This window comes from Balneolaceae bacterium (genome assembly GCA_034521495.1).
Lineage (GTDB): Bacteria > Bacteroidota > Rhodothermia > Balneolales > Balneolaceae > Rhodohalobacter.
This window is the reverse complement of sequence record JAXHMK010000005.1, coordinates 1-5,986: the sequence shown is the minus strand read 5'-3', so window position 1 is coordinate 5,986 and position 5,986 is coordinate 1. Positions and strand designations below refer to the sequence as shown.

5 protein-coding genes are annotated in these 5,986 nt (G+C 39.6%); 2 read left to right on the top strand and 3 right to left on the bottom strand.

Annotated features, from left to right (window positions below; genetic code table 11):
- The first annotated feature begins 182 nt into the window (after window positions 1–182).
- Window positions 183–1,460 carry an alginate lyase family protein gene (locus tag U5K72_03620; GenBank protein ID MDZ7717895.1) on the top strand — a complete coding sequence of 426 codons (1,278 nt, stop codon included), beginning with the start codon at window positions 183–185 and terminating at the stop codon, window positions 1,458–1,460.
- Between the two features lie 13 nt (window positions 1,461–1,473).
- Here U5K72_03620 and U5K72_03615 read toward each other — a convergent pair whose 3' ends face one another.
- Entirely contained in the window at window positions 1,474–2,250 is a 777-nt protein-coding gene (locus U5K72_03615) for a sulfotransferase family 2 domain-containing protein (protein MDZ7717894.1), read from the bottom strand.
- A gap of 185 nt (window positions 2,251–2,435) precedes the next feature.
- Between U5K72_03615 and U5K72_03610 the strand changes: the two genes are divergently transcribed.
- The gene (locus tag U5K72_03610; protein MDZ7717893.1) at window positions 2,436–3,908 is read left to right on the top strand and encodes a T9SS type A sorting domain-containing protein; all 1,473 of its coding nucleotides are present in this window, start codon (window positions 2,436–2,438) and stop codon (window positions 3,906–3,908) included.
- Window positions 3,909–3,915: 7 nt separating this feature from the next.
- On the opposite strand, the gene U5K72_03605 is transcribed toward U5K72_03610, so the two are convergent.
- Together U5K72_03605 and U5K72_03600 are read right to left on the bottom strand one after the other, a co-directional pair.
- Complete coding sequence (locus tag U5K72_03605; protein ID MDZ7717892.1) at window positions 3,916–4,842, bottom strand: glycosyltransferase; 927 nt, start codon at window positions 4,840–4,842, stop codon at window positions 3,916–3,918.
- Between the two features lie 72 nt (window positions 4,843–4,914).
- On the bottom strand, window positions 4,915–5,986 hold a 1,072-nt coding region (locus U5K72_03600), incomplete at its 5' end, for a hypothetical protein (GenBank protein ID MDZ7717891.1).

Below are 5,986 nucleotides of genomic sequence, written 5' to 3'. Positions count from 1 at the left end.
ATTAGAGTTATCCGTATCAAATTTGTTTCTTCAATTTCTGGAAAATAATTCAGCGTCACAGTCTATAGAAATTAAAAAATCGCATTTATTATCTATTATGAGATGCTCGTAAATGTGAGAAACGAATTTTATATTATTCTTGTCTCATATAATTGGACATTAAAAGAAGGGAAATGTTAGCGTTGAAGAACAAACATCGTTGGTTTACTATTTTGATTCTGATAATTGCAGGAGGTTTTGTCCTTCAATCCTGTAATGAATCTTTAGAAATACCAGATTTTACAGAATCAAATACGGGCCCCTACATTCTGAATGTTCGCCACATGGAATTTATTAAAGAACATCGGGATTCTCTGCCTATCGTATCGAGAGATTATGATCTATTAATCAGTGGCGCTGATCGACTACTGGATGAAGAGTTTGCTTATGTAACTGACAAAGAGAAGCTCCCTCCAAGCGGAGATAATCATGATTATATGAGCCTTTCAAGATATGCCTGGCCGAATGACTCAACAGGTGTTTATGATGATATCAGAGACGGCCAAACGAATCCCGAAATTTATGATTATGACCGCCCAAAACTTGCACGATTTTCATCTGCCGTATATGCACTCAGTCTTGCCTATTTTTATACTAATCAAGAGAAATATGCTGAAAAGGCAACTGAACTCATCAAAGGTTGGTTTTTGAATCCCTCAACCCGCATGAAACCAAATATGAAATATGCTCAGGTTGCCTTAGGCGTAAACGACAATCAGGGCATGGCTCAGGGAATCATTGATGCAAACGACTTTATAAATGTTATTGAGGCCATTAGCCTTCTATATAACAGCCATCACTGGACCCATAACGACCATGTAGAAATGAAGAAGTGGTTTTTTAAATTCACAAGGTGGATCATACAAAATTATAACGCTGATGCTTTTGAGTCTACCAATATTTCAACATGGCTGGATGTTCAAAGAGCTGTTTATTTCTTGTTTACCGAACAGAAGCAATACTTGAATTCATCATCACACATAATGCCTGTTAAACAAAAAATTGATACGCAGTTAACTGCTGATGGAGCATTGCCGAATGAGAAATCACGTGTCAGGTCTCAGCATTATGTGTACTATAACTTGCGTGCCTACATGAATTTGGCTCTCGTTCGGAAAAACAGGACGGGACAAGACCGCGACTGGCCGGATTTAGCTTCTCAAAATTACGCCGGACTAAGACCAGCCCTGCAATCACTCATCTCTTACCTGAATGGAGCTGATGCTTCGCAATACTTTAGCGAGTCAGAAAACTTCGATAACTGCCGCTACCTGGATATATTCAAACCGGCGGCAATCGCTTTCGAATCAGAAGAGTACGATATGATTTCGCAGCAATTACTGAAAAGCGGCTGCCGTGATCCAAATCTAACGCTCGTTTTTCCAAAACTTTCGGATATCAAAAGAGAAACCATCAGATAATCCTTTTTTGATTTTATTCGTCAACCTGTTTTTTGGCAAAATTGTATAGCTCAATATCGTATTTACAAATCTCTCTGATCTGAGCCAATGCCTCCTTATCAAAAGATTGCTCTTCTGTGAAATCCGCCGTTTTGTTTTTGTGAGGAACGCGAAGCTTCATTCCAGTTTCATTGTAAAAAACCGACTTGAAGCTCTCCAACTCTTCAAGTATCCCAAGCAGGTTTATCTTTTTGAGATTTTCTTTCGAAATATCTACCAACTCTTCATCTGTTTTCCCACTCTCGTCTGTTGAATAACCACTTAAGTATCGAAGATATTCACGTCCTGACTTCTTTCCCAAATCGGACTCGAGGTAATCCGAAAACTCCATTTCAAACTTGCAGTGTTTGCTCGATTTATGATAATTATACAAATACTTTGATATAAATCGCTGAACCGGATCTCTGAGTATCGTCATCAACAAATACTTATGATTTGAACCGTTAAAAATTTGCGATGAATATGGAACATGTCCGGCAATACATTTGTAGCCTGCTTCCATTGCATAGGCTGCCACAGATTCACGAAGATCGTAGCATTGCTTGAAGCTTTTAAAATTATCACCGAATTTTTTCTCTGCTGCCCGCAGCGAACTCCCCGCCTCTATTTTAAAAAAGTTAAAAGGATATTTTTTCCGAAGTGCATAGATCACCGATGTTCCGCCTGTTTTAGGAATATGCAGGAAAAAGATATACGGCTTATTCCTTGTTGGCAGATTTTTTAATCGGTCAGTTATCTGTCTTAAATCCATTGAATGTTTAGCGACCATTTACAGGTTCATATTTTGTGATTATATGGAATAACGAATTGGATTCATAAGAAATAGGGTTTTAAATAAAATACTTTTACCATCCGTTGAATATTTATTTATTACTTTCTTGTTGATTATGACAGACACTGCTAAGGTATTTTCGGTTGAACTATTTTAAGCCCGGTATGAAATTTATTTGCTATATTTTTTCAATCTTATTGCTCTTCGGGATACCAAATTGTTCTCTGTTTGCACAAAGTGCGTCGGATGATAATTTAAAAATTTTTTCAGCTTACGAAGAGGTTCTTGAACATGCTGAACTCAAAATGAGAGAAACACTGGAAGAGCTATCGTACAATTCCAAACTTCACCCTGCTCACACCGACAGACAAACCGGCAAATGGGTTAAGGAATACTTGGGACGCGAGCGGTGGACAAGTGGTTTTTTTGCCGGATCCATGTGGTATTTGTACAAACTGACTGCAGATCCATTTTGGAAAGAACACGCTATTCAATGGACCCGAGACTTGGAATCTGAAGCCTATAAAACCTCGGATCATGATACCGGATTTCGAATTTTTAACAGCTTTGGAAATGCCTATAAAATTAAAGAGGGCAGATATTATCTCAAAACCACACTTCAGGGTGCGGCAACATTAGCCAAACGGTTTAATCCCGAAATCGGTGCTATAAAATCCTGGGATTGGGTGGGAAATTATCCTGTTATTATCGATAATTTGATGAACCTGGAACTTTTGTTCTGGTCGGCCGATGTAGCTGGCAGAGATGAATGGTATGAAATTGCACGTACTCACGCAGAAACCAGTCTGGAACATCATCTCCGGGAAGATGGCAGTACTTATCATGTTGTTGATTTTGCCGATTCCGGAGCGGTAAACTGGAAAGATACATTCCAGGGGTACGGAGCCGAATCGGTTTGGACCCGCGGACAATCCTGGGCTATCTATGGATTCACTATGATCTACAGATTTACAGGTGAAAAAAAATTCCTGGATGCTGCCCAATCCAGTGCGGCCTATTTTATAGAAAATTTACCCGAAGATTTTGTACCTCCCTATGATTTCCTGGAACCGGAACCGTCAGTCCGTACCAAAGATGCTTCAGCGGCGGCAATTACCGCTTCAGGATTGTTTGAGTTATACACCTTTACAAATAACAAGGAATACTTCAACACAGCCGTTAAAATTTTGCTGTCCCTCTCATCCAAACCATACTTGACAAAAAATTCCGATATCAGCTCAATTCTTAACAAGTCCACCCTGCACCGCGGGCAGGGAAACCTGGGTACCTCGTATGCCGACTATTACTTTCTTGAGGCAATTGTGCGATACAGAGAACTTACAAATGCCCGTTTTCCTGATATTGAAAAAGAAGCTCTGTTTTTCCTCGACCAAAATTATCCCAATCCATTTAACAATTCTACCGTCATTTACTATTCAATTGAAGAAGAGGGAGAGGTGGATCTGTCGGTTTACAACCTCACCGGACGAAAAGTTCAAACCCTTGTCAATCGCTTTCGGTCACCGGGAACCTATCGAACCAATTTTAACGCATCCGGGTTATCTTCGGGCGTTTATTTATACCGATTGAAAGCGAATGGCCAGGCATCAACCAAAAAAATGATTGTAGTTGAATAAAGAAATCTCAATCTCTTTTACGATTTTCGAAAAATGCAGATCTGGAATACTCTTTTAAAAATGATAGCTGTTCTAAAATACCAGAAGCATAGAGGTGGAACCAAACACCCATTTTGTAGTTATCAAACTCAGCTTGATACCGATCAGGATTTAATTTCTTGATTTTTGAAACAGATGGCGGTTTCAGGGAGCGTAATAAGTTATAGAACCAAATTCTTCGTTCCGTTTCCTCTTTCCATGTATAATAATATCCCTTGCCAGTACGGATTCTTTTTTGATATAGTTTACCAGCGGGCCGCGCAAACTTTCTGACGACTGCATGCTCGCAGTAAATGATTGAAAAACCGTTCTCTTTGGCTTTGAGAGTCCACCGTACATCTCCGCCAGATCTCACTCCCTCTTCAAATAAACCGATCTCATCAAACACTTTTCTCTTTACAAATAGATTGGCAGTATAAGCAGCATCCCTTTCCTGTATAGCTTTTCTCATGTTGATGGAGGTCAGGGCATCCACAATTTTTCCCGCGGTTATTTGATCCTGAAAATCAAAAAGTACCTTGCCTCCCACTATATCAGCATTGGAATCCAAAAGTGATGAGACCCCTTCCTCCAGCCAATTTTCTTCTGGAGTTGAATTTGCATCAACAAAAACCAAGACCTCCCCTTTTGACTGCTCAATACCTCGATTTCTCGCAGAATAAGGGCTATTTACATACTCGCTTTCTTCAAGCAGAATATTCCTTGATAAAAATGACTCCGGGAAGTTGAATTGATTATCGGATCCGTTATCAATAAAAATCAGTTCAACATTGGTTGACGGATAGGTTTGGTTCCGCAGTTTCTCTTCAATTTTGATCACCTCATCCTGGTTATTAAAGAATGGAATAATCACCGATATAATCGGATATTGATTGTTTAGTTCCTGTTCATCCATTAAATCAAAAGCTCATTTATTTCAGATCCGAAAAGTCTTTGCGAGGCTTTGCGGTTCTCTTCTATGTCCATATCACAGAGCCTGATATGCCTTGACCGTATCAACACCAATCTCTTCCCATTTCATATAGTGATTGGCATACTCCTTATTTTTAATACCATGACCAGATCCGGCTAATTCAAATCCGGCAGTTATGGCATCACTCACCGAGTTCAAATCTAAAGGATTGAATATGGGATTTCCTGTCTTCTTTAATGTCTCTCCAATCACTCCATATCCCGGACCTGTGACAACTTTTCCGAAGGTAAATCCAAGAGCCACATTTCCTGAATTCAGGGTATTGATCCGTGGGATAAATACAAGGTCGGCAGCCTTCAGATAAACCTGAACCTCCTCAAAAGCAATGGTTTTTTCATCCGTTCTGATGCGACTGTTAAATATATTGGTGTATAATTTTTTTCTCGTAATATAATGATCCGGCTCCGAACGATATGGATTGGGAATGGACCCGGTAATCAAATAGATACTATTTTCAACATCCGTTTTTTTGAAAGCATCAATTCCCAATTCCAGTTCAGCTTTGGAACGAACGGCACCGAAAGACAACAGCACTTTATCTCGCTCCCGGATGTTTAACTTTTTCCGGCACTGAGCTCTTTCCCTATCATTCGGGAAAAAACTATAATCGCCATGCGGAATTGTAAAAGATGGCTTCCCTCTTGTTTCATCCGCGTACTCATTTTCCAACATTTTTTCCGAGAATTCACCCAGATGAATAAACCCATCAGTGAGTTTATAGATATCCCTGTAAAACATATCAAAAATTCCTGACTGATCTTTATGGGGTTTTTCATTGTGAATAGTCAGCATGATCCGCGCACCCGTTCTCTTTTTCTCTTTAATTGCATTCAAGACCTTTTCAAAATGCCTGTCTTCGAGAAGATCTGTCCGGGACATATCCGGCAATTGATATTTAACAAGCAGTTCCGGCCAGTGCAGGTGTATTACATCCCATTCCCCCGGCTCATACAACCAACCATACCCATGCTGTATTTTTTGGACATCATTTAACCTATTTAACTCTCTCAATAACAGAAAAAGATAGGGATTTTTCATTCCTGTTGTAGAAACCTCATATGGAACC

Excerpts from the sequence above, each read along its gene's own strand:
- U5K72_03615 (MDZ7717894.1), bottom strand. The coding sequence starts at position 2,250 with ATGGATTTAAGACAGATAACTGACCGATTAAAAAATCTGCCAACAAGG.
- U5K72_03610 (MDZ7717893.1), top strand. The coding sequence starts at position 2,436 with ATGAAATTTATTTGCTATATTTTTTCAATCTTATTGCTCTTCGGGATA.
- U5K72_03605 (MDZ7717892.1), bottom strand. The coding sequence starts at position 4,842 with ATGGATGAACAGGAACTAAACAATCAATATCCGATTATATCGGTGATT.